The sequence below is a fragment of the Rhodanobacter sp. FW510-R10 genome (assembly GCF_058781105.1).
On sequence record NZ_JBYSWL010000001.1, the window covers coordinates 2,059,708 to 2,081,791 of the forward strand.

The 22,084-nt window shown below is 65.9% G+C and carries 13 protein-coding genes and 2 tRNA genes; 12 read left to right on the forward strand and 3 right to left on the reverse strand.

What is annotated here, in order from left to right; translation table 11 throughout:
* The first annotated feature begins 43 nt into the window (after positions 1-43).
* Positions 44-1,069 carry a UDP-N-acetylmuramate dehydrogenase gene (gene murB / locus AC3WJB_RS08910; RefSeq protein WP_492683148.1) on the forward strand — a complete coding sequence of 342 codons (1,026 nt, stop codon included), beginning with the start codon at positions 44-46 and terminating at the stop codon, positions 1,067-1,069.
* Between the two features lie 156 nt (positions 1,070-1,225).
* Complete coding sequence (ppk1, locus tag AC3WJB_RS08915) at positions 1,226-3,346, forward strand: polyphosphate kinase 1 (protein WP_492680724.1); 2,121 nt, start codon at positions 1,226-1,228, stop codon at positions 3,344-3,346.
* A gap of 48 nt (positions 3,347-3,394) precedes the next feature.
* On the opposite strand, the gene AC3WJB_RS08920 is transcribed toward ppk1, so the two are convergent.
* Positions 3,395-3,470 (reverse strand) — tRNA-Ala (locus tag AC3WJB_RS08920).
* A 68-nt stretch (positions 3,471-3,538) separates the two neighbouring features.
* Entirely contained in the window at positions 3,539-4,654 is a 1,116-nt protein-coding gene (locus tag AC3WJB_RS08925) for a ribonuclease D (RefSeq protein WP_492680726.1), read from the reverse strand.
* A 115-nt stretch (positions 4,655-4,769) separates the two neighbouring features.
* Here AC3WJB_RS08925 and AC3WJB_RS08930 point away from each other — a divergent pair, with 115 nt between their 5' ends.
* Positions 4,770-6,716: a formylglycine-generating enzyme family protein gene (locus AC3WJB_RS08930; protein ID WP_492680728.1), complete on the forward strand. Its 1,947-nt coding sequence runs from the start codon at positions 4,770-4,772 to the stop codon at positions 6,714-6,716.
* Between the two features lie 659 nt (positions 6,717-7,375).
* Here the strand turns inward: AC3WJB_RS08930 and trxB are convergent.
* Positions 7,376-8,335, reverse strand: a complete 960-nt coding sequence (trxB, locus tag AC3WJB_RS08935) for a thioredoxin-disulfide reductase (protein WP_492680730.1) — start codon at positions 8,333-8,335, stop codon at positions 7,376-7,378.
* 215 nt (positions 8,336-8,550) lie between these two features.
* Here trxB and AC3WJB_RS08940 point away from each other — a divergent pair, with 215 nt between their 5' ends.
* The 9 genes from AC3WJB_RS08940 to AC3WJB_RS08980 all read left to right on the forward strand — a co-directional run bounded on the left by AC3WJB_RS08940 (position 8,551) and on the right by AC3WJB_RS08980 (position 22,004).
* Positions 8,551-10,872 carry a DNA translocase FtsK gene (locus tag AC3WJB_RS08940; RefSeq protein WP_492680732.1) on the forward strand — a complete coding sequence of 774 codons (2,322 nt, stop codon included), beginning with the start codon at positions 8,551-8,553 and terminating at the stop codon, positions 10,870-10,872.
* Between the two features lie 59 nt (positions 10,873-10,931).
* On the forward strand, positions 10,932-12,644 hold the full coding sequence (locus AC3WJB_RS08945) for a SulP family inorganic anion transporter (RefSeq protein WP_492680734.1): 1,713 nt from the start codon (positions 10,932-10,934) through the stop codon (positions 12,642-12,644).
* Positions 12,645-12,759: 115 nt separating this feature from the next.
* Complete coding sequence (gene lolA / locus AC3WJB_RS08950; RefSeq protein WP_492680736.1) at positions 12,760-13,425, forward strand: outer membrane lipoprotein periplasmic chaperone LolA; 666 nt, start codon at positions 12,760-12,762, stop codon at positions 13,423-13,425.
* A 171-nt stretch (positions 13,426-13,596) separates the two neighbouring features.
* On the forward strand, positions 13,597-14,946 hold the full coding sequence (locus AC3WJB_RS08955) for a replication-associated recombination protein A (RefSeq protein ID WP_492680738.1): 1,350 nt from the start codon (positions 13,597-13,599) through the stop codon (positions 14,944-14,946).
* 362 nt (positions 14,947-15,308) lie between these two features.
* A complete protein-coding gene (gene serS / locus AC3WJB_RS08960; RefSeq protein ID WP_492680740.1) occupies positions 15,309-16,589 on the forward strand; it encodes a serine--tRNA ligase in 1,281 nt (426 codons plus the stop codon).
* Between the two features lie 67 nt (positions 16,590-16,656).
* Positions 16,657-17,055 carry an LrgA gene (locus AC3WJB_RS08965; RefSeq protein WP_492680742.1) on the forward strand — a complete coding sequence of 133 codons (399 nt, stop codon included), beginning with the start codon at positions 16,657-16,659 and terminating at the stop codon, positions 17,053-17,055.
* Between the two features lie 27 nt (positions 17,056-17,082).
* Positions 17,083-17,172, forward strand: a tRNA-Ser gene (locus AC3WJB_RS08970).
* A gap of 418 nt (positions 17,173-17,590) precedes the next feature.
* A complete protein-coding gene (locus AC3WJB_RS08975; RefSeq protein WP_492680744.1) occupies positions 17,591-18,349 on the forward strand; it encodes an SDR family NAD(P)-dependent oxidoreductase in 759 nt (252 codons plus the stop codon).
* A 760-nt stretch (positions 18,350-19,109) separates the two neighbouring features.
* Positions 19,110-22,004, forward strand: a complete 2,895-nt coding sequence (locus AC3WJB_RS08980) for a TonB-dependent receptor domain-containing protein (RefSeq protein ID WP_492680746.1) — start codon at positions 19,110-19,112, stop codon at positions 22,002-22,004.
* Positions 22,005-22,084 lie beyond the last annotated feature (80 nt).

The following is a 22,084-nucleotide window of genomic DNA, read 5'->3' on the forward strand; positions in this document are numbered from 1 at the left end:
TGCTGATGGTGTCGAGACCCGTGCACCGGCGGCCGGCGTGGATATGGGTGGCTATATGCTGCTGGACGGCGCCAGCCTGGGGGCCCGCAACACCTTGCGCGTCGCCGCGCGCGCCGGGCGGCTGGTGGAACTTCGCGATGTGGCCAGCCTGCCTGCCGTGCTGGAGTTCGGCTTGCTGCCGGACCGTCCGCTGCTGGTGCTGGGCGAGGGCAGCAATGTCCTGTTCGCCGGCGATTACCCCGGCAACGTGCTGGTCATGGCCACCCGCGGTGTGCACGTGGAGAGCGACGCCGCGGGCGACCACATCGAGGTCGCGGCCGGCGAGCGCTGGGACGATTTCGTGCGCTGGTCGCTGGCCCAGGGCTATGCCGGTCTGGAGAACCTGATCATGATCCCCGGCAGCGTCGGCGCCGCGCCGGTGCAGAACATCGGCGCCTACGGCAGCGAGGTCGCCGAGTTCGTGGAAGCCGTGGAAACCTGGGACCGGGCCGCCGGTCGCGTGGCTACCCTGGATCGCACGGCGTGTGCGTTCGGCTATCGCGACTCGGTGTTCAAGCGCGAGCCGGAGCGCTACATCGTCAGCGCCGTGCGCTTCCTCCTGCCGCGCGAACGGCCGGTGCGCACCGATTACGCCGGCATCGCCGAGCAGTTGCAGCGCATGGGCGTGGAGCGACCGGCGCCGTTCCACGTCGCCGAGGCCGTGGTGCGCCTGCGTACGCAAAAGCTGCCCGACCCGGCAGTGATCGGCAATGCTGGCAGCTTCTTCAAGAACCCGCTGGTCGAGCCGGCCGAGGCGTCGCGGCTGAAGTACGCGTATCCGGACCTGGTGGCCTGGCCAGCCGGCGATGGGCACAGCAAGTTGTCGGCTGCCTGGATGATCGAGCGCTGTGGCTTCAAGGGCCTGCGCGAGGGTGATGCCGGCGTCTCGAATCGGCACGCTTTGGTGCTGGTCAACCATGGCCACGCCAGCGGGCCGCAGTTGTGGGCCCTGGCGCAGCAGGTGATGCGCGGCGTGCACGAGCGCTTCGGCATCACCCTCGTGCCCGAGCCGGTGATCGTCGGCGCTTGAGGGCGCGACAGCCATGCGTTGGTGACCTTGCGTACATGAGTCCGCAACGCATGCCGGGGTACCATGCAGGCATCGTTGTTCATTTGGCCGGATGCGGAATCGATGACCATGCCTGTGCACCACGGTTCGCCGCTGCCTGAAGCAGCGGCGGCAAGCATGCCCACAGACGACGCGGTGGCCGGGCCGGCAATGGCCGGGTTCAGTGACAGCGCGCTGTACCTGCACCGCGAGCTCTCGCAGCTCCAGTTCAATATCCGCGTGCTCGACCTGGCGCTGGACCCGCGGGTGCCGCTGCTGGAGCGGCTGAAGTTCCTGTTGATCTTCTCCAGCAACATGGACGAGTTCTTCGAGATCCGCGTCGCCGGACTGAAGCGGCAGATCGCGCTGGACCACGAATTCGTTGGCCCCGACGGCATCCAGCCGCGGCGGGCGCTGGCCGAAATCAGCGTCATCGCGCACCGCGAGATTGCCCGCCAGTACGCGATCCTCAACCGGCAGCTGTTGCCGGAACTGGCCGGCCACGGCATCCGCATCGTGCGCCGCTCGCAGTGGACGCACCAGCAGGCGACCTGGGTGCGGCATTTCTTCCAGCATGAAGTGGTGCCGCTGGTGACCCCGATCGGCCTCGATCCGACCCATCCGTTTCCGCTCTTGGTCAACAAGAGCCTGAATTTCATCGTGCGCCTGGAAGGCGTGGATGCGTTTGGCCGCGATTCGGGACTGGCCATCGTGCCGGCGCCGCGTGTGTTGCCGCGGCTCAACCCGCTGCCGGCCGAGGTCTGCGAGGACGGCGAGAACTACGTGCTGCTGTCCTCGATCATCCATGCGCATGTCGACGAGCTGTTTCCCGGCATGCGCGTGCTTGGCTGCTACCAGTTCCGGCTGACCCGCAATGCCGACCTGTCGCTGGAGCCGGAGGATGTGGAGGACCTGGCGCTCGCCCTGCGTGGCGAGCTGTACGCATCGCGCTTCGGCGACGCGGTGCGCCTGGAGGTGGCCGACAACTGCCCACCGGATCTTGCCGAGCACCTGCTGCGGCAATTCGGCCTGGCCGCCGCCGACCTGTACGAGGTGAAGGGTCCGGTCAACCTGTCGCGCTTGTTCCGCATCGTGCGCGAGGCCAACCATCCGCGGCTGCGCTATCCAGCCTTCACTCCCGCCTTGCCCAAGGTGCTCAAGCAGGCCGACGACCTGTTCCAGGTCGTCAGTCGCCACGATGTCCTGCTGCTGCATCCGTTCGAATCGTTTGCGCCGGTGGTCGACCTGCTGCGCCAGGCCGCCAAGGACCCGCAGGTACTGACGATCAAGCAGACCCTGTACCGCACCAATGCGAAATCGGAAGTGGTCGACGCCCTGGTCGAGGCCGCGCGCGTGGGCAAGGAAGTGACGGCCGTGGTCGAGCTGCGCGCGCGCTTCGACGAGGAATCGAACCTGTCGCTGGCCGCGCGCCTGCAGCAGGCCGGAGCTACGGTGGTGTATGGCGTGGTCGACATCAAGACCCACGCCAAGGTGCTGCTGATCCAGCGCCGCGAGGACGGGCGGCTGGCGTCCTATGCCCATCTTGGCACCGGCAACTACCATACCGGCAATGCGCGCGTGTACACCGACTACAGCCTGCTTACCGCCGATGCGGTGCTGTGTGACGACGTGCACCGCCTGTTCCGCCAGCTCACCGGCATGGGCAAGGAACTGCGCATGCGCAAGCTGCTGCACTCGCCGTTCACTCTGAAGCGCGGCCTGCTGGAGCTGATTGCGCAGGAGATTGCCTTTGCCGAGGCGGGCAAGGCGGCGCGCATCATCATCAAGGTCAACGCGTTGAACGAGCCCGAGCTGATGCGCGCCCTGTACCGCGCCAGCTGTGCCGGGGTGCAGGTGGACCTGGTTGTGCGTGGCATCTGCTGCCTGCGGCCGGGCCTGCCAGGGGTGTCGGAGAACATCCGCGTGCGCTCGATCGTGGGCCGCTTCCTCGAGCACAACCGGGTGTACTGGTTTGCCCACGACGGCCAGCCCAAGCTGTACCTGTCCAGCGCCGACCTGATGGAACGCAACCTCGACCGGCGCGTGGAGACCGCGTTCCCGATCACCGGCAAGCGCCTGCAGGCCCGCGTGTGCGGCATGCTGCAGCTGTACCTGGACGACAACGTCAGCGCCTGGCTGATGCAGCCCGATGGCAGCTATGTGCACGCCACGCCCGTCGAGGGCGACGAGATGCACGACGTGCAGGCCGAGTTGCTGGCCCGCTTCAGCAGCGCAGTCGAGGACGGCGGAGCGGCTTGACCATGCGCCATCTGCCGCTGGTCAGCCCAACTTCGTCGCCAGGGGAATTGGTGGAGCGGAGGAGGATCGAACTCCCGACCTTCGCATTGCGAACGCGACGCTCTCCCAGCTGAGCTACCGCCCCACGCGAGTTGCGCATGTTACCAGTGGGCGGGCGGGCCCGCCAAGGCTTTTCCGGCGAGGGGGCCCGGTTCAGTCGGGCAGCAGCGTCGTCAGGCGGTCGTGCAGCAGGTCGTGGCGCCAGCCGTCGAGGAACGCGGGCCACGCCGCGGTGACGGCGAATTCCTCCAATACCTTGCGCGGGCAGAGCAGGCCGGAGGGCAGGTCCAACTGTTTCGCCACGGTGTCGACGTGCTGCTTCATCGCGTTGAGCGCCGCCTTGCTGGCGCCTTGGGCGTGCCCGACGATGGGGGCGGTGGTTTCGATTTCCGCGTCCTCCAGCGGGCGACCGAGCACTTCCAGCAAGTCTTTGCGCTGCGCCGAGCGCAAGGCGCGCTGGCCACGGCTGCGCTGTTCCAATGCTATCGATGTGGTCGGCGGCTCGTGGGTGAGATCCAGCGCCAGCGCGTCAGCCAGCAGCCACGGACGCGGCACGTCGAGTTGGCGGGCCGTGGCGTCGCGCCACAGCAGCAGGCGGCGCAGCAGGGCTTGCTTCGGCAACGGCCAATCTGCCGCCGCGCGCATGGCGCGCTGTGGCTGCGGGTCGGGATCCTGGCTGGCGCCGCGTTGCTTGAGCCGCGCGCATTCCTCGGCGTGCCAGGCGCTGCGCCCGCACTGCTCCAGGCGGGCCGACAGCTGTTCGTGCAAAGTGTCGAGGTAGACCACATCGAGCGCGGCATAACTGCGCTGCGCGGGGGTGAGCGGACGCTGCAGCCAGTTTGAGCGGGTCTCGCCCTTGTCCAGCTCGACCCCGGCCAGCGCCTGCACCAGGGCCCGGTAGCTCACGCCCAGGCCCATGCCCACCAGGGCCGCGGCCAGTTGGGTGTCGAACAGGGTGCCGGGGCCTTGCGGCAGGGCAGGTGCCAGCGCTTCCAGGTCCTCGCTGGCGCTGTGCATGATGGTGACCATCGATGCGCCGCCGAGCGAGGACTGCAGCAGTCCGTCCAGCTTGCAGGCCAGCGGATCGACCAGCGCCTGGTGCGCGCCGTAGCCCAGCTGCAGCAGGGCGAGCTCGGGAAAGAACGTGTGTGTGCGCATGAACTCGGTATCCACGCCCACGGCCGCCGCAGGCGGCAGCGCGGCCAGCCACTCCTGCAGCACCTCGGGCTGCTCGATCCAGGTGGCGTTGCGGCTGTTGTCATTGGTCATGCAGGTTCCTGAAAGATGATAGGTGGTATCGCGGGCCGGGACGGCGTTGCCCTCATGGCCATTTGTGCCTATGGTGACGGACGGATCACGACAGGTCGCGCAGAGGGCGCCATCCATGCCGAAAAATGCACTCCTGCGCCATCAGCGTGCGGCCGGCGGCGCGCTGGGCGTACTGGTGCTGGCATTTGCGCTGACCTACCACTTTTTTCCGCGCGCCCTGCACGTCGATACCGAGCGCGCGCCGTACCGGGTCCTGAGCTTCGGCGCGTCGCCGCCGCCTGGAGTGGGATCGTCGCGGAATGATTCGGCCGCTGCCGAGCTCAATGCCGGACCGCCGTTGACCTTGGCACCGACTGCAGTCATCGCGGCCCGCGTCGGCGCTGCTGCGAATCTGCCGGAGCAGCAGGGCAAGGATAGCGCGGCCGTACAGGCCTTGCTCGGCCGTGCCGCCAACGCGCTGCGCGCCGGGCAGCTGATTGGGGGCAAGGAGAGCGCAGCCGCGCTGTACGCCGAAGCCCTGCGGCAGCAGCCGGACAGCCGCAGGGCAGCGCAGGGCCTGCTCGACGTGCGCGCCCGCCTGGTGGCCGAGGTGGATCGCGATCTCGCCACTGGCGATGAGCATTCGGCGAGCAGTGTGCTCGAGGCATTGCGTACCTTGCCAAACACCGCGAACGAGGTCGCGCAGTTGGAGGCGAAGCTGCAGACCCTGATCAAGGTGCGGCCGATGCTGGCCCACGCCGCGAACCTCCTGCAGCAGGGCCGGGCCGACCGGCCGGCCAGCGACAACGCGCTGGCCGTGTATCGCCAGGTGCAAACCCTCGACCCCAACAATGCGGTGGCGGCGCAAGGCTTGTTGAACGTGCAGCACGTGGTCCTCGATCGGGCGCTGGCGGCCATTGCCCAAAACGATTTCAAGGGCGCCGACCAGGCACTGGCCGAGGCGACCCGGATTGTCCCCGATTCGCCGCAATGGCGCGACACGCGCTCGCGCGTCGAACAGATGCGCGAACAGCGTGCACTGGGCTTCCTGTCCCAGGCGGGTTCCGCGCTGGATGGCGGCAACCTTGCGCTGGCGGGGAAGCTCGCCGACCAGGCGCGGGAGCTGAACCCGCAACTGGAGGCCCTGGCCCGCTTCGATGTGCGCCTGAACAACGCTCGGCTGTACGCGGACTTCCAGCCGGGTCAGGTCTTTGTCGACCGCTTCGTGGACATGGCCGGCAGCGCGCCGGCCATGGTGGTGATCCCGACGGGCGAGTTCCGCATGGGCTCGCCGTCGAGCGCGGGCGGCCGCAGCGCCGAGGTGCCACAGCACCCGGTGACGATTGCCCAAGGTTTCGCCCTGGCGCGCAGCGACGTCACCGTCGGTGAGTTCCGCCAGTTCGTGCGCGCCAGCAGCTATGTGCCCGACTCGGTGAAGCTCGGCGGCGGCAGCGTCTACGACGAACGCAGCGGCGCCTTGCGTGCCGATCCGGGAGCCAGCTGGAGCAGCGACTACGTGGGCGCCAAGGCGGCCGACGACCTGCCGGTCATCAACGTCTCCTGGAATGACGCGATGGCGTACGTGCAATGGCTCAGCGCGCGCACCGGCAAGCCCTATCGCCTGCCCAGCGAGGCCGAGTTCGAGTACGCGCTGCGGGCGGGGACTACGACGCGCTACTGGTGGGGCGATGGCACTCCCAAGGGCAAGGTTGAGAACCTCACCGGCTCGGAAGACAAGTCACCCCAGGGACGGCGTTGGAGCCATGCGTTCAAGGGCTATGGCGACGGCTACTGGGGCCCGGCGCCAGTCATGAGCTTTACCGCCAACCCGTTTGGCCTGTACGACATGGATGGCAACGTGTCCAAATGGGTGGCCGACTGCTGGCACGACAACTACGTGCATGCGCCAGGCGACGGAAGTGCCTGGCTCAATCCCGGCTGCGCGGCGCACGTGGTGCGTGGCGGCTCGTGGGGCAGCTCGCCCGAGCAGGTCAATTCGGGCTACCGGCAGGGTGTGAGCGCCGACGTGCGCAGCGCGCGGGTCGGCTTCCGCGTCGCCCGCGACTTGCGTGCCGGTGATTGATTGAACAGTCGCCCAGCTTCGCCACGGTCCGCCATCCCGCTGTTGCGCGCCGCTGTCCGCAACGTCTTCGGCGCGGCGTTTGCTCGCCCACGGCATCGCGCCGGACGTCGAGACACCGCCCGTCGTCATTCCCGCGCAAGCGCACTGCTGTCCGGAATAAATTCGTATCTCGAGACCAAAACATTGCGCCACATAGCCAAATGGCTGTCGCGTGCAACCCGGACTCAAAAATGGTGGCTCACATCTCTTGTCTCGCCCTGGACCGCAACCTTTCGGCGTCATCCCCGCGAAAGCGGGATCCAGTGCTTTCAGGCGACCAGTAAGGGCCAAAAGCACTGGATTCCCGCTTGACCGGCCCTTCGGCCGTTGAAAAGCGCCTCGCGGGAATGACGCCGGGGTGGTTTCGGCGTCCTGGCGCGATGCCGTGGACGAGGCCAAGGCGGTCCCAAAAACGTTCCGGACAGTAGTGCGCGCAAGCGGGAATCCAGTGCCTTGGCTTTTACTGGCGCCCAGATGCACTGGATCCCGCTTGCGCGGGGATGACGACATGGTGGGTATGGGATGACGACGTGGCGGTACGGGGATGGCGGGGAGAGATGCGGTCCGGCCGGCAGGCAGCACTCGACGCGCCGGGTGCAGCGCGGGCCGGCGGGCCGCACTCAGGCGGGCGTCTGCTGGTCCAGCCAGCGCTCGGCATCCAGGGCCGCCATGCAGCCGAAGCCGGCCGAGGTGATCGCCTGGCGGTAAACGTGGTCGGCGACGTCGCCGGCGGCGAATACGCCGGGCACCGAAGTCATCGTGGCCATGCCCTCCTGGCCGCCGTGGATCTTCAGGTAGCCGTCGTGCATTTCCAACTGGCCCTGGAAGATGCCGGTGTTTGGCGTGTGGCCAATCGCCACGAAGAAGCCGGTGGCAGCAATGTCGCGTGTGGAGCCGGAGCCGACTTCCTTCACGCGCAGGCCAGTGACGCCGCTGTCGTCGCCGAGCACTTCGTCCACGGTGTGGTTCCACACCAGCTCGATCTTGCCGGCGGCGGCCTTCTCGAACAACTTGTCCTGCATGATCTTCTCGGCGCGCAACTGGTCGCGGCGGTGCACCAGGTACACCTTGCGTGCAATGTTCGACAGGTACAGCGCTTCCTCGACGGCGGTGTTGCCGCCGCCAATCACCGCCACGTCCTGCTCGCGGAAAAAGAAGCCGTCACACGTGGCACAGGCGGACACGCCCTTGCCCTTGAACTTTTCCTCGCTGGCGATGCCGAGGTACTTCGCCGTGGCGCCGGTGGCGATGACCAGCGCGTCGGCGGTGTACTCGCCGGAATCGCCGCTCAGGCGGAACGGGCGCTGCGCCAGGTCCGCCATATGGATATGGTCGAAGATCATCTTGGTGTGGAAACGCTCGGCATGTTCGGCCATGCGCTGCATCAAGGCCGGCCCCTGCAGGCCCTCCACGTCGCCTGGCCAGTTGTCCACGTCGGTGGTGGTCATGAGCTGGCCGCCCTGGGCGAGGCCGGTGATCAGCGTCGGCTCGAGGTTGGCACGTGCGGCGTACACCGCGGCGGTGTAGCCAGCCGGGCCGGAGCCAAGGATCAGCAGGCGGCTGTGCGTGGGCGTGGACATGATTAATATACCTTGCGTTGGGCAGTAAGCGACTTGCGCGTGCGTGGAGCGATCGATGGGCGCGGTGCGACCGTAGCCCACAGCTCGTCAAGGATGGGGAATGGCCGGCGGCGATTCAAGGCTGACCGGCGGCTTTCACCGACCCTGCGACCATTTTGCGCGACGTGGCAAGGTATGCTTTGCGCGTGGATCGCAGGCGAAGGAAGCTATCGAAGGTGGCGCACAGCGCAAACGCCAGGCAACAGCCCAAGGAACGCCTGAGCGAGGAGACCCGGCGTCGCCTGCGCGAAGCTGGCGCGCTGCTGCTCATCCCGCTGGCGGCCTACCTGCTGCTGTGCCTGTTCAGCTATGACGATCAGGATCCGAGCTGGGGCCACGCCGGCAGTTCGGAGCAGGTGCGCAACTTCGGCGGCCTGGTCGGGGCCAATATCGCCAACCTGCTGCGCTACGTCTTTGGTCTGGCCGCATATTTCTTCCCCTTGCTGCTGCTCTTGCTTGGCGTGCAGGTATTGGGTCAGCGTGGCGAACGCACGACGCGGCCCTGGGAGCCGTCGCTGCGCTTGATTGGCTGGGTGTTCTTCTTCATCACCACGCCAGCCTTGTTCTACCTCAACTTCGACAGCCCGGTGTTGCCGCAGGGCGTGGGCGGCATCGTCGGCATGTGGGTGGGCCACGGCCTGCTCGACACCTTCGGCATCAAGGGTGCGCCGGTGCTCCTGCTGGCGGTGTTCCTGGTGGCGGTGACATTTGCCACCGGCCTGTCCTGGTTCAAGGTGATGGACTGGACCGGGCAGGCGGTGCTGCGCCTGGCCGCTTGGGTCCGCGGCCGGCTGCGCGAGCTGCCGCAGGAGCTTGCGGCGCGCCAGGAGCGTGCTCGCCGTGACGTGGTGAAGAAGACCGAGGCCGTGCGCCAGGCCGGGCGCGAGCCGGTGCGCATCGAGGCACCGCCGGCGCCGGTGAAGAAGAGCGAACGGGCGCGGCTGGAAACCCAAATCCCCTTGTTTGCCGGCCCGGCCACCCCCGGCGAACGTCCGCCGTTGTCGCTGCTCGACGAGGCACCGGAGCAGGAAGCCGGCTATTCGGATGAGACGCTCGAGGTGCTCTCGCGCCAGGTGGAATTGAAGCTGCGTGACTTCCGCATCGAGGCCAAGGTGGTCGGCGTGTATCCGGGGCCGGTGATCACGCGCTTCGAGCTGGAGCCAGCCGCGGGCATCCGCGGCTCGCAGGTGTCCAGCCTGGACAAGGACATCGCGCGCGGCCTGTCCGTGGTCAGTGTGCGCGTGGTCGACGTGATCCCGGGCAAGAGCGTGATCGGCCTGGAGATTCCGAACACGCGCAAGCAGATCGTGTACCTCTCCGAAATCCTGCGCTCGGACAAATACGACCAGCAGCGCTCGCCGCTTGCGCTTGCCCTGGGCAAGGACATTGGCGGCCGGCCGGTGGTCGTGGACCTGGCGAAGATGCCGCACCTGCTGGTGGCCGGCACCACCGGTTCGGGCAAGTCCGTGGCGGTCAACGCCATGGTGCTGTCGCTGCTCTACAAGTCCAGCGCCAGCGACGTGCGCATGCTGATGATCGACCCGAAGATGCTTGAGCTCTCGATGTACGAGGGCATCCCTCACCTCTTGGCGCCGGTGGTCACCGACATGAAGGAGGCCGCCAACGCCCTGCGCTGGTGCGTGGCGGAGATGGAACGGCGCTACAAGCTCATGGCTGCGGTCGGCGTGCGCAACCTCTCCGGCTTCAACAAGAAGGTGCGCGAGGCGCAGAACGCCGGCCAGCCGCTGCTCGACCCGCTGTTCCAGCCGAATCCGGAAATGCCAAACCTTGGCGCCGAGCCGCTGGAGCCGCTGTACAACATCGTCATCATCATCGACGAATTCGCCGACATGATGATGATCGTCGGCAAGAAGGTCGAGGAGCTGATTGCGCGTCTGGCGCAAAAGGCCCGTGCCGCCGGCGTGCACCTGATCCTGGCCACGCAGCGTCCATCGGTGGACGTCATCACTGGCCTGATCAAGGCCAATATCCCTACGCGCATCGCCTTCCAGGTGTCCTCCAAGATCGACTCGCGCACGATTCTTGACCAGTCCGGGGCGGAGACCCTGCTGGGCAACGGCGACATGCTTTACCTGCCGCCGGGGACGGCCACGCCGGAGCGCGTGCATGGTGCGTTCGTGGACGATCACGAGGTGCACAACGTGGTCGCCTGGCTCAAGGCCCAGGGCGCGCCGCGCTACGTCGAGGGCGTGCTGGAGGAAGTGCAGCCCACCGGCGATGGCAAGTTCATCAGCGATGCGGGCCTGCCCATGGATGGCGAGGAAGGCGGCGACGCCGAGGCCGCGCTGTACGACAAGGCAGTGGCGATCGTTACCCAGACCCGACGCGCCTCGGTCTCGGGCGTGCAGCGCCACCTGCGCATCGGCTACAACCGCGCCGCGCGCCTGGTGGAGCAGATGGAGCGCGATGGCGTGGTCAGCGCCCCGCAGCACAACGGCAACCGCGAAGTGCTTGCCCCGCCGCCGCCAAAAAACTGAGCCAGCTTCCGTCGCAGTTCTGCGATACTCGCGAATTTCCGCATTGGGTCCGGTCGCATATGTCAGAGCGTGCTTTCACCTGGCGCCTCTATGTGCCCAAGCTGGTTACGGCGCTGCGTTCCGGCTACGGTCTCGGTGACCTGCGCCGGGACGTGATGGCGGGGCTGACGGTCTCGATCGTTGCCCTGCCATTGTCGATGGCCTTGGCCATTGCCTCCGGGGCGTCGCCCGCCGTGGGGCTGCACACGGCCATCGTCGCCGGCTTCCTGATCTCGCTGCTGGGTGGGTCGCGCGTGCAGATCGGGGGGCCGACCGCAGCGTTCATCCCGGTCGTGTTCGGGGTCATCGCGAAGTACGGCTACGACGGGCTGATCGTGGCCACGCTGATGGCCGCGGCCATGTTGATACTGGCCGGCCTGATGCGCCTGGGCACCCTGGTCAGGTACATGCCGCAACCGGTCATCACCGGTTTCACCGCCGGCATTGCCGTGAGCATCTTCAGCAGCCAGATCAAGGACCTGTTCGGGCTGGACATCGCCACGTTGCCGGCCGAGTTCTTCGCGCGCTGGCAGAGCTACCTGGCGCATGCCGGCAGCGTCAATCCGGCTGCGGCTGCGTTGGCGCTGGCGACACTGGCGTTGTTGATCGCGCTGCGCCGCTATCGGCCCAATTGGCCGGGATTCCTCATCGCGCTGACCTTGGCCACGCTGGCGACGATGCTGTTCAAGCTGCCAGTGGAAACCATTGTGTCGCACTTCGGCCCGATACCGCGCGAATTGCCGCTGCCGCACCTGCCATCGTTCGATCTTGCGCGCATGCACGAGCTGCTGCCGAGTGCATTCACCATCGCGTTCCTGGGTGCGGTGGAGTCGCTGCTGTCCGCCGTGGTTTCCGACGGCATGATCGATGGGCGTCATCGCTCCAATTGCGAACTGGTGGCACAGGGCGTGGCCAATGGTGCTTCCGCACTGATCGGCGGCTTGCCGGCGACCGGTGCGATTGTCCGTACGGCCACCAATGTACGCGCCGGCGCCCGCTCGCCAGTGGCAGGGATGGCGCATGCCGTGTTCATCCTGATCTTCATGGTCGCGGCCGCACCGCTGGCGAACCAGGTGCCGTTGCCGGCGATGGCGGCGTTGTTGCTGATCGTGGCCTGGAACATGAGCGAGATCGAACGTATCCGGCAGTTGCTGCGCTCGCCGATCGGCGATCGCCTGGTACTGGTGGTCACCTTCGTACTCACAGTGACGGTCGACCTCACCGTGGCCGTCGAGTTTGGTGTCGTGCTGGCGGCGTTCCTGTTCATGCACCGGATGAGTGAGATCGTCGCCCTGGAATCGCACGTCGACCTGGTCGAATACGACGAGGACGTCGTCGACGGCTCTCGCCCGTCGGACCAGCGGGCAAGCCTGCCGGATGACGTCGAGGCCTATCGCGTTTCCGGCCCGCTGTTCTTTGCCGTGGCCAACCGCATCGACGATGTGCTGCGGGCGTTCGGCCGTCCGCCGCGTGTCTTCATCCTGCGCTTGCGCCAGGTGCCCATGATCGATGCCTCCGGCGCCACGGCCATTGGCAATCTGGTTGCACGCTGCCGCCGCCAGGGTATCGCCCTGATCTTCACTGGTCTGCAGCCGCAGCCGGCACGTGTGCTTGAGGCCATGCACATCGTCCCCGACGGCACCACGCTGCGCTATGCCGATGATTTTGTGCAGGCCATCGCCATGCTGGGGGAGCCGGGTCCGACGCTCGCGCCGGCGCCGCGACAGCCCTGATGCCAACCCGAGGAGAGTGGCTCTGTGCCGGGTCCTGGTTCGGGATCTGCCCCTCCGGCTTGGTTAAGGCGGCAGTTCCCATAATCCATCGCTTCCACCATTCGTTGGAAACTCAATGAAATCGCTTGCCTTCGTGCTGTCCATCGCGGCATTGCTGTTCACGTCGGGCGCGGCTGCCCAGGGCGTTACCGGCCAGGCCCGGGCACGGCTCGATGCGTTTGCTTCCGGGTTGCACGCGCTGACCGGGAACTTCCAGCAGACCGTCACCGACCTCAACGGCCGTGACAGCAAGACCAGCAGCGGCACGCTGGCCCTGCAGGCGCCGCGGCAGTTCCGCTGGGAGACGCTGAAGCCCTATCGGCAGACCATCGTCGCCGACGGCAGCCGGGTGTGGATGTACGACCCGGAACTCGAGCAGGTCACGGTGCGTGTGCAGAGCACCGAGGAGGCGCACAGCCCGCTGACCGTGCTCACCAACGTCAAGCAGCTCGACCAGGACTTCAAGGTGACCGAGCAGGGTTCGCGCGACGGCCTGCTGTGGCTACGCCTGGTGTCCCGCGCGGCCGACCCGCAGTTCGACCACGCCGACCTCGGCTTCAGCGCCGACGGGCTGGCGCGGATGACCTTCCGCGACCAGTTGGGCGCGACCACGGACATCCGCTTCTCCGGCTGGAAGCGCAACGTCGAGATTCCGGCGGGTACGTTCAACTTCGTGCCGCCCAAGGGCGTGGACGTGATCGGCGACGCGCCGGTCATGTCGGTGCGGCCGATCAAGGGCTGAGCGCGCTCACGCCCATGCTTCCACGGTTGCCGCATTGTTCGTGTGTATACAGGCGGACAAGCTGCTGATCACGCAGATACTCACCGGCGCTTGCGGTGTGTCGTACAGGCGATGCGGACAACTCCGTGCGGACGAGATGAGCGCCCGCCAACCAGGGTTATGATGCCGCACATGCCCCGCAACCCCACGTCCGACCTGTTTGCCGATGCCGGTGCCGAGGCGCTGAAGCCGCTCGCCGAACGCATGCGCCCGCGGACCCTGGATGAAATGGTGGGCCAGCCGCGGTTGGTGGGCGCGGACCGCGCGCTGCGGCGTGCGCTGGAAGCCGGGGCCATCCACTCCATGGTGCTATGGGGGCCGCCGGGCTCCGGCAAGACCACGCTGGCGCTCCTGGTCGCGCGTTATGCCGATGCCGAATTCCGCGCCATCTCGGCCGTGCTGTCCGGCTTGCCCGAGGTGCGCAAGGCGCTGGCCGAGGCCGAGGCGAACTTTGCCCAGGGGCGGCGCACCGTGCTGTTCGTCGACGAGGTGCACCGCTTCAACAAGACCCAGCAGGATGCCTTCCTGCCCCACATCGAGCGCGGCGTCATCATCTTCATTGGCGCCACCACGGAAAACCCGTCCTTTGAATTGAATTCCGCGCTGCTGTCGCGCTGCCGCGTGCACGTACTCGATCCCTTGTCCACCGACGACATTGTGGTCGCGCTCAAGCGTGCGCTGGCCGACGCCGAACGTGGCCTGGGCAAGCTGCAACTGCAGGTGGCCGACACCGCGTTGGCGACGATTGCCCAGGCTGCCGATGGCGACGTGCGGCGCGCGCTGACCCTGCTGGAAATCGCCGCGGAGCTGGCCACCGACGGCCGCATCGACGAGGACACCCTGGCCCAGGTTCTCGCCGACCGCACGCGCCGCTTTGACAAGCAGGGCGAGCAGTTCTACGACCAGATCTCGGCCTTGCACAAATCCGTGCGCTCGTCCGACCCGGACGCTGCGCTGTACTGGCTGTGCCGCATGCTCGACGGTGGCGTCGACCCGCGCTACCTGGCGCGGCGCATGACGCGCATGGCGGTGGAGGATGTCGGCCTGGCCGAGCCGCGCGCCTGGCGCATGGCGCTGGATGCCTGGGACACCTACGAGCGTCTCGGCAGCCCGGAAGGCGATCTCGCCCTGGCGCAGTTGGTGATCTGGCTGGCCGTCGTGCCCAAGAGCAATGCCGTGTATGCCGCGTTCAACCGGGTCAACGCCGCCATCCGCGCCGGTGGCACGCTGGAGGTGCCGATGCACCTGCGCAATGCGCCGACCAAGCTTATGAAGGGCCTGGGCTATGGCAAGGGCTACCAGTACGACCACGACGTGGAAGGCGGTGTCGCGCTGGACCAGCAATGCCTGCCCGACGCACTGGTCGGCACGGTGTTCTACGAGCCGACCACGCGCGGCCTGGAAGGCCAGTTGCGCGAGAAGTTGCTGGCCCTGCGTGCCGCGCGCGAGAAGGCCCGCCGGGGCGACGGAGGCTCGCCGTAGCGTCTCACTCAAAATGCATCGGCTTACTCTTCCACCTTGCACCCGACGTTACGTTCCATCGTCATCCCCGCGAAAGCGCACTGTTGTCCGGAACGCTTCCGGAACTGCCTTTGCCTCATCCACGGTACCGTGCCGGGATGTCGAAACACCGTCCGTCGTCATTCCCGCGAAAGCGGGAATCCAGGCTCTTGAACGCGGTAGGGCTGCCAAAGGCACTGGATTCCCGCTTGACCAGCCTTCGGCTGTTGAAGAGCGCCTCGCGGGAATGACGACAGGGAAGCGAACTGCAATCGGCGCTGCGTTGCGGCATATATGGCCGAGCGCGGATAATCAGCCATTCATGTCCGTACCGGAAGCCGATCATGCTGGACCCCGCACTGCTGCGCTCACATCTGGCCGAGACCGCGGCGCGCCTGCGGGAGCAGCGCGGCTACGCGCTGGATGTCGCCGCGGTCGAGACGCTCGAGACCGAGCGCAAGCGCCTGTCCAAGCAGACCCAGGATCTGCAGAACCTGCGCAACACCCGCTCCAAGGCCATTGGTCAGGCCAAGGCCAAGGGCGAGGACATTGCCGCGCTGCTGGCCGAGGTTGCCGGCCTCGGTGACCAGCTCAAGGCCAACGAACAAGCCCTGGCCGAAGTGCAGGCGAAGCTTGCCGACGTCGCGCTCGGCATTCCCAACCTGCCGCATGCCTCGGTGCCGGTGGGCAAGGATGAGCACGACAACGTCGAGGTCGCGCGGTGGGGCACGCCACGGGCGTTTGATTTCGCGGTCAAGGACCACGTCGAGCTCGGTGAGCGGCACGGCTGGCTTGATGCCGAGGCCGGTGCCAAGCTTTCCGGTGCGCGCTTCACCGTGTTGCGCGGCCAGTTGGCGCGGCTGCATCGCGCGCTGGGCCAGTTCATGCTCGACCTGCACGTGGCCGAGCACGGCTACCTCGAGTGCAACGTGCCGGTTATCGTCAATGCCGAGAGCATGCAGGGCACTGGCCAACTGCCAAAGTTCGAGGAAGACTTGTTTTCCACCCGCGTCAACGAGGTCAAGCGCTACCTGATCCCCACCGCCGAGGTCGCCCTGACCAACCTGGTGCGCGACACCATCCAGGAGGCCGAGGCGCTCCCGCTGCGGCTCACCGCGCACACCTTGTGCTTCCGTGCCGAGGCTGGCAGCTACGGCCGCGACACGCGCGGCATGATCCGCCAGCACCAGTTCGAGAAGGTCGAGATGGTGCAGGTGACGCGCCCCGAGCAGTCCTACGCGCAACTGGAGGAAATGGTCGGCCACGCCGAGGCCGTCCTGCGCAAGCTCGAGCTGCCTTACCGCAAGGTGCTGCTGTGCAGCGGCGACATGGGCTTTGGCGCGGCGAAGACTTACGATCTCGAGGTCTGGCTGCCGAGCCAGCAGACCTATCGCGAGATTTCCAGCTGCTCCAACTGCGAGGATTTCCAGGCCCGTCGCCTGCAGGCGCGCGTGCGCGACCCCGAGTCCGGCAAGCCCGAGCTGGTGCATACCTTGAACGGTTCCGGCCTGGCGGTCGGCCGCACCCTGATCGCGGTAATGGAGAACTACCAGGACACCGACGGGGCCATCAATATTCCAGCCGCGCTGCGTCCGTACATGGCGGGGCTGGGGCGCATCGCGTGAACGCGGTGTGTCGCGAGCGGCGCCCTGCGCATCACGCACGCCGCATGCCGGCATGGGAGCGTGCGGCGTGAACACCCCGGCCGTACAGCCGACACTCGTGCCGGCCCGCTCGTGGAACCAGGTGGAGAAGGGCGCCAGCCTGTTCCTGCTGACCGTGCTCCTGTGCGTGCTCGGCATGCGCCTCGGGTTTTCGGGAGTCTGGCCGATGCCCAGGCTCGACTTCGACCTGAGCGCCGTGGCACTCGTCGTGGTGCTGGCAAGCTTCTGGCTGGCCCGAACCCGTCGTGGCTTGCGCCTGGGCGCCATCGCGTTTGCCGGCGCCACCCAGCTGGTGCCGATGGTCGTGCGCGAGCCCGTGCTGCTGTTCCCGCTGCTCGGCGGCCTGATCCCGGTCGCCATCCTGGTCGGCTGCCTCATCGCCCTCGCACACAAGGGCCGCCCTGGTCAGTCACCACCGCGTTCCTGATAGCATGACCACGGTTGTGCAGACAACGGAGAGATGGCCGAGTGGTTTAAGGCACCGGTCTTGAAAACCGGCGAAGGGTCAAACCTTCCGTGGGTTCGAATCCCACTCTCTCCGCCAGAAATACAAGGCGCCCCAGCGGGGCGCTTTTTGTTTGTGTTGGTGAGGGCGGGGTGGGAACTCCATCAATAGACTGGAACCCCTCCCCGGCAAAGCCAGGGGAGGGGCTATATCGCGGCCGTCCGGACGTCCGACGAGATAATCCAAGGTCGGCTTGGCGAGATCGCACCTGAGGTCCCATTCCCGCCGAGCCATTCAAAGAACCATGGCCCTTCCTGGGGGTCACATTACGGCTATCCAGACGTCCAAATAACGATCGCGTGATCGGGGGATGCAGTGGTTGGTCCAGTGCTTGTGCTGATGGCAAGTGGCCGCACCTGCCAGGGTGGTTGGCCATCGCCGTTGAAATGTAGACTGGGAAAACGGAAGTAAAGCAATCTTCTGGAATTACGGGCAATACGCCAAGGGGAACGAGTTAATGGACTTTTCCGGCAAAGTAATCCTGATCACGGGAGCCGCACGCGGTATTGGCCGCGCCACGGCGGTCGCGTTTGCAAAACTGGGCGGCACGGTGGCCGTCCATTACAACCACAGTCGCGACGAGGCCGTGCGGTTGATTGCATCGTTGCCGGGGACTGGGCACCAGGCGTTCGGCGCCAACCTCACAGATCCGGTGGCGTGCGAGCAGCTGATTGCGCAAGTACTCGTCCATCACGGGCACCTGGATATCCTGGTCAACAATGCCGGGATCTTCGAAGTCAAGCCACTGGCCGACCTCGATTTTGCTGCCTGGCAGGAAACCTGGACCCGCACGCTCGCCGTCGACCTCGTGGCTCCCGCCAATCTCTGCTATCTCGCGGCCCAGGCCATGATCCGGCAAGGCGGCGGCAAGATCATCAACATTTCCTCGCGTGGTGCCTTCCGTGGCGAGCCCGACGCGCTGCCGTATGGCGCGGCCAAGGCGGGGCTCAACCAGATGTCCCAATCGCTCGCCCAGGCGCTGGCGCCGCACGGCGTTTTCGTTGGCGTGGTCGCTCCTGGCTTCGTCCACACCGACATGGCCGCCGCCTTGCTGGACGGTCCCGAAGGCGAGGGCATCCGCAAGCAGAGCCCACTCGGCCGCGTCGCCACGCCGGATGAGGTTGCGCAGGCCGTCGTCCGCCTCACCGCCGACGGCATGATGTTTGCCACCGGCTGCATCCTCGACATCAACGGCGCTTCATACCTGCGAAGCTAGGGAAGCTCTGAACAATTCGCTCTTGATCGTCATTCCCGCTTGACCAGCCTTCGGCTGTTGAAGAGCGCCTCGCGGGGATGACGGCAATTATTCAGGCCTTTCCTAGCGGACTGGCGCTTGGATATGTTCGGCGTCGTATGGTCGGTGCCGCTGCGCCATTGGTAGTCGAGTAAACGGAATCATTATCAGCGAATGCCGACCTGCGTATTTGCGCAGCCAAGGGGTCGCTAGCTGGGCCATGCGGCTGCGTATGGTCTGGCTGTCGAGTTATTTGAAGCCGGCAGAATTGGCCAATTATCAAAGGACTGTGACACGCATATCTCTGTGGTGGCCGGGTTGAATCCGCAGAACATGCCGTACCGCATGGCTCGTGCCGCTGCGGTATTTGAAGGTGTTTGAAACGCTCGGTTATCCACGGTTGCTGGCGAAGGATTGCCGGTCTTCGAGAGCGCCTACTCAATTTCAGTGGCACTGGACGGGAACCAGTTGTTGACAATGAGTAAAAAGAGCGTAATTTCGGGGTGGGGACCAGGGTGAAAGCGGCCGTCGAATGTTCATCGAACGCCCGGACGCATGCCTATGAATCACGGCGGCAAGAACAGCGGCGTAGGCATTATTCATCGGTACTACAGGCTCCTGGTCTCAGCTGGGAGTAGAAGCTTTCAGGCTAATAGCTTGGGGTAGGGGTGGGTGTTGCCAAGTTGCAGCCAATTCGGCAGTACCCATCCTGATCCACGGTAATCAACTGGAGGAGATCTTCATGAATGTTGGGGTAAAGAAGCTTTCTACGGCCGTCCGCCTGGCGCTTTCGCTGGGTGCGGTTATTGCAGTGGGTGCCTCGGGCACAGCACTCGCGCAGGATGCCGCCGCGCCAGCGGAACAACAGGCACAGACACTGAAGGCAGTCGTGGTGACAGGCTCGCGCCTGCCGAGCGTGAGCATCACCGCGTCTAGTCCGGTCACTACGATCGATGCGCAGGCGTTGACCGTGACGGGCACCACCAGCGTCGACCAGCTGGTCAACCAGTTGCCACAGCTGAGTCCATATTTCGACCAGTTCCAGAACAACGGCGCCACCGGCTACCCGACCGCCGACCTGCGCGGGCTGGGCACCAATCGTACGCTGGTGCTTATCGACGGCCAGCGCGTCCAGCCCGCTGGCAGCAGCGGCGCGGTGGACTTGAGCCAGGTTCCGAGCGCGCTCGTGCAGCGGGTGGATATCCTCACTGGCGGTGCCTCCGCAGTGTATGGCGCCGACGCCGTGGCCGGCGTCGTGAACTTCGTGCTCAACCACGACTTCGAGGGCGTGCAGTTCGACTACAAGCTTTCGGGCTACAACCACGACAACCGCAACACGTACATGCAGGGCCTGGAAGCCAAGAAAAACTACCCGGCTCCAGACGGCAACAGCGGCTTCAATGGCAGGACCCAGGAGGCGGACGCGATCTTCGGCGGTCATTTCTCCGATGGCGATGGTCATGCCATGGGCTGGATCTCGGCGCAGAAGACCCAGGCCGTAATGTCGGACGCGCGTGACTACTCTGCGTGCTCCCTGAACAACGCAGGCACGGCCTGCGGTGGCTCCGGTACCGCGGCCAATCCGAACTTCTTCGTCTTCGACCACACTGGCGCTGGCGACGAGGTCCATATGGATCCAACCACCGGCCAGTGGCTTTCCGGTGCCAGCACCCCTTACAACTACGCACCACTCAACTACTACCAGCGTCCCAGCACGCGCATCAACCTTGGCGCGTCGATCAAGTACCACGTCAACGATGCGTTCGAGCCGTACATGGATGTCATGTACCAGCATCGCCGCGGCAGTTTCCAGCTGGCGCCTTCAGGCACATTCTTTGCCGACGACATCAGTGTCGACTGCGCCAAGGATGCCGCGGTGATCGGCGGGTTCTGCACCCAGGTCGGCCCGCTGCTTGGCTTGGACACGTCGCAACCCCTGGTGGTCGAGGTCGGCAAGCGCAACGTCGAGGGTGGCCCGCGTTTCAGTATGGTCAACAACGACGCGTACCGCTTCGTGGCTGGTGCCCGAGGCGACATCAGCACCCGCTGGTCGTATGACGTGTCCGGCGTCATGGGCGAGTCCAACAACCTGAGCGTCGGCACCGGTGATTTCCTCTCCGACCGCATTGTCCCGGCGGTGCTCGGCTGTCCTGCCGGCTCCTACAGCGGTTGCATTCCGTACAACGTCTGGGCCCCGAACGGGGTAACGACCGAGGCCGCAGCCAACCTCGGCGGCGTCAGCTTGCGACCGACCCATACGCGCCTGATGGACATCAACGCGTTTGTGCGTGGTGATCTCGGCTGGGCCCTGCCCTGGGCCGGCGCTGACACGATCAGCGTGGTGGTCGGTACCGAATGGCGCAAGCAGAACGTCGACTCCACCGCCGACAGCAACTCACAGCATGGCAACTTTGCCGGTGCGGGTGGCCCGACCTTGCCGATCGCGGGGCAGGTCCAGGTGAAGGAAGCCTATACCGAGTGGGGCGTTCCTATCATTTCGGACATGGGCTTCCTGAAGTCCCTCAGTGCGGATCTCGGCTACCGCTACTCCGACTACAAGAACATCGGCACGACCAATACCTACAAGTTTGGCCTCAACGCGAACGTGAATGACATATTCCGGCTGCGCGGCGGCTACAACCGCGCGGTGCGTGCGCCGAACATCAACGAGCTGTTCAGCACCCAGCAAATCGGACTCTTCAGCGGCGAGGATCCCTGCGCGGGACCGAGCCCGGCCGACAGCGCGGTGCAATGCGCGAACACCGGCGTGACCGCGGCGCAGTATGGACACGTTCCCGACAGTCCGGCGAGCCAGTACAACGAGTTCACTGGCGGCAACCCGAACCTGAAGCCGGAAAAGGCCGACACGTACACCTTCGGCTTTGCGGTCACGCCGCTGCAGGGTCTGGAGGCATCGGTCGACTACTACCAGGTAAAGATCAAGGACGTCATTGGCACCATCGGTTCCAATACGACGCTTGGCATTTGTGCCCAGACGGGCAACCCGTTCCTGTGCAACAACGTCAAGCGCAACCCGGTCACCGGTGACCTCTGGCTAGGGAACACAGGCCGCGTGGTGAACCTGACGAGCAACTTCGGCAACCAGGAGGCCCGTGGCATCGACCTGAACGCGAGCTACGTCTGGCGCATGCTGGGTGGGCGGGCGGAGGTCAACATGGCGGGAAGCCGCTTGCTGAGCCTCTACAAGGATCCCCTGCCAGGCGTCAACAATTCGGCCGCGTACGATTGCTCGGGCAAGATCAACACGTCCTGCAACAATCCGCCGAGCCCGAAGTGGCGCCACCTGATGAACCTGAACTACTCGAAGGACTGGTGGAGCGTGAACGTTCGCTGGCGTTACTTTGGCCAGGTGCGGTACGTCAACAACGACGGCTCGTTCGCGACCACGGACAAGCTCCTGTTCAACCACGACCACAAGATCTCGGCCTACAACTGGCTGGACGTGTCGGGCACGTTCCATGTCGGCACGCACGTCGACCTGACGGTGGGTGTGAACAACATCACCGACCGTGCGCCGCCGCTGGTGGGTGGCTCGTTGGTGGACAACGCCAACACGCCGGGAGGCTACGACGAGTTGGGTCGCTACTACTTCACCAACGTCAGCGTGCACTTCTAGATCACGCGGTTTCACTTGATCCGGGCGGCGGGCCAATTGGCCCGCCGTTTTTTTTGGGTGCGCCCGGCAGGGCGCACCTG